At 43.3% G+C, this 2,123-nt stretch carries 2 protein-coding genes; both read left to right on the top strand.

The window, feature by feature from the left end:
• Positions 1 to 655: cytochrome P450 (locus BZG79_RS14570; protein WP_206779504.1), on the top strand; the 655-nt coding region annotated here is incomplete at its 5' end.
• A 297-nt stretch (positions 656 to 952) separates the two neighbouring features.
• The coding region (locus tag BZG79_RS14565; protein WP_199877952.1) for a GGDEF domain-containing protein at positions 953 to 2,123 on the top strand (1,171 nt) is incomplete at its 3' end.

The raw sequence follows: 2,123 nt of genomic DNA, 5'->3' as shown, positions 1-2,123 counted from the left end.
CGACAATACATGCCGCCTAATGCATGAAACAGTCACAGTGAATGGCGAAACGCGCCACCTTCACGAAGCGGAAATTGTCAGCATTTTACGCWACTGGACCGCTGGCGAAGTTGGCACCATTGCTGCAGCCATTAGTAGTATTTTCTACTTCTTCGCAGAAAATCCTCTTGTTGTAGAGCAAATACGCAACGGCAACTTAAATACCGACGGCGCCATAGACGAATTACTCCGCATTGACCCTCCACTTATTTCAAACCGCCGTCGCGCAACCAAAGACACCGAAATATCCGGCTGCCCTGTCAAAAAGGGCGAAAAAGTGACAGTGCTCTGGGCCTCAGCCAACCGTGATGAGTCTGTATTCGGCAAAGCCAATACATTTAACCCCGAACAAAACAAAGCTAAAAACCTACTCTACGGGCGTGGCATACATGTTTGCCCCGGCGCACCGCTAGCCAGAATGGAACTTCGTATATTCACTGAAGAATTACTAAAACACTTCGAGGCGTTCGAGGTAACCGGTGAATCTAAGCGAGCCAATTACCCGTCTGGCGGGTTCAATAATCTTATAATTAAAGTAACGGCTACCGAAGAGAAAAGCTCTACAGCAAATCAAAACTCAATACAGATAAAGCAGCAGCAAGAACAGATAAAGTAAATAACTGCCGCGACAGAAGAAATCTCTTCAACTTTGGAGCGGATATCCCGAAACACTCAACAAGTTGTATAAGTCTTAAAAAATGCCAATGTAGTGGCCCATTAACTACCCGATAGCATGGAGTCTATGAGTTAGGTTGGCATATAGACCATCACAGGCTCTCAGGAAATCAGGGAAGTTATCGAAGAGCAATCTCGTCTTATCCGAGTTTTACAGGATCATGGCGACGAAGTCCACGTCCAAGAAATATTTGAACTACTATTAATCGGAGTAATTAAGACTGAGTGTAGGTGCAACGTGGCTGTGATTTGGAATGAAAAAAAACTTGAATTCGAAATTTTCCCATGGAGTCAGAATTTCGAGACCGGATTGGACGATATTGATAATCAACACCGTATGCTTGTCGATATCGTAAATCGCCTGGCCTCGCAATTCTCTTCGATAAATTCAGACGTGAACAGCGCTACAATACTGGACGAGCTTGAAGATTATGCCAAGTATCACTTTGAGTACGAGGAAAACGTTTGGAAAAAACATTTTGGTCAGTCAAAAGACACAAAGAATCACCATGATGCTCACCAAACTTTTTTTCACAAAATCAGAAAATTACGTCAAACCACTGAACGGCACGAAGCAGTGTTGGCAAATTTGTTTAACTTTATTACCCGTTGGCTAGTCTTCCACATATTGGAATCGGATCGCCGCCTAGCATTAACAATTCAGGCGATGGACGATGGCATGGATCTCTACGCCGCAAAAACGTATGCAGATATGCAATTAAATGGATCAGCATCAGTGCTTGTTTCCGCATTATTAGAGATTTACGGGAAGTTATCAGCCAACACTATTCAATTAATACGCGAAAAAACGGCCAGAAAGCAAGCCGAAGATGAATTGCATCAGTTACAACAGGATCAACTACTAAAAGCCTTAGACAAGCAAGCAGTTGATCATCAAAAACAATTAGAGTTCTTGGCGTATTCAGATTCTCTAACCGGCTTGTGGAACCGAAATGGTCTCGTTCGCTGTATTCACGAGATGCGAGACACGATCAGATCAACAGACCAATTTTCCATAATATCACTGAACTTAGACAATTTTAAAGAAACTAACAAACAGTTTGGAGAGGATGCAGGAGATCATGTGCTATGGTTTTTTTCACAACGCTGGCTCGATGTTTTGCCTCCAGGTGCTACCGTTGCCAGAATATCTGGTGATCAGTTCGCTGCTCTCCTGCCAAATGGGTACCAAGCGGAGCCTGTTTTGCAAGTTGTACAAGAAAGCTGCAAGCATCCGGTTGTTTTTAATGATAAAACAATATCAATCCGTTTTACAGCGGGGATTTTCCTTTTCTCTGCAAATGAATTTAAAGATGGATCTGATGTAGACGCACTCCTGAGGTTCGCAGATCAAACGCTTTTTAACGCTAAACAGGAAGCGAAGGGTAGCTGGCTGTTAATGGAATGGA

The organism is Salinivibrio sp. MA427 (genome assembly GCF_001996115.1).
GTDB lineage: Bacteria > Pseudomonadota > Gammaproteobacteria > Enterobacterales > Vibrionaceae > Salinivibrio > Salinivibrio costicola.
Note: the sequence above shows the minus strand (reverse complement) of the source record. Positions and strands in the feature narration are given on the sequence as shown.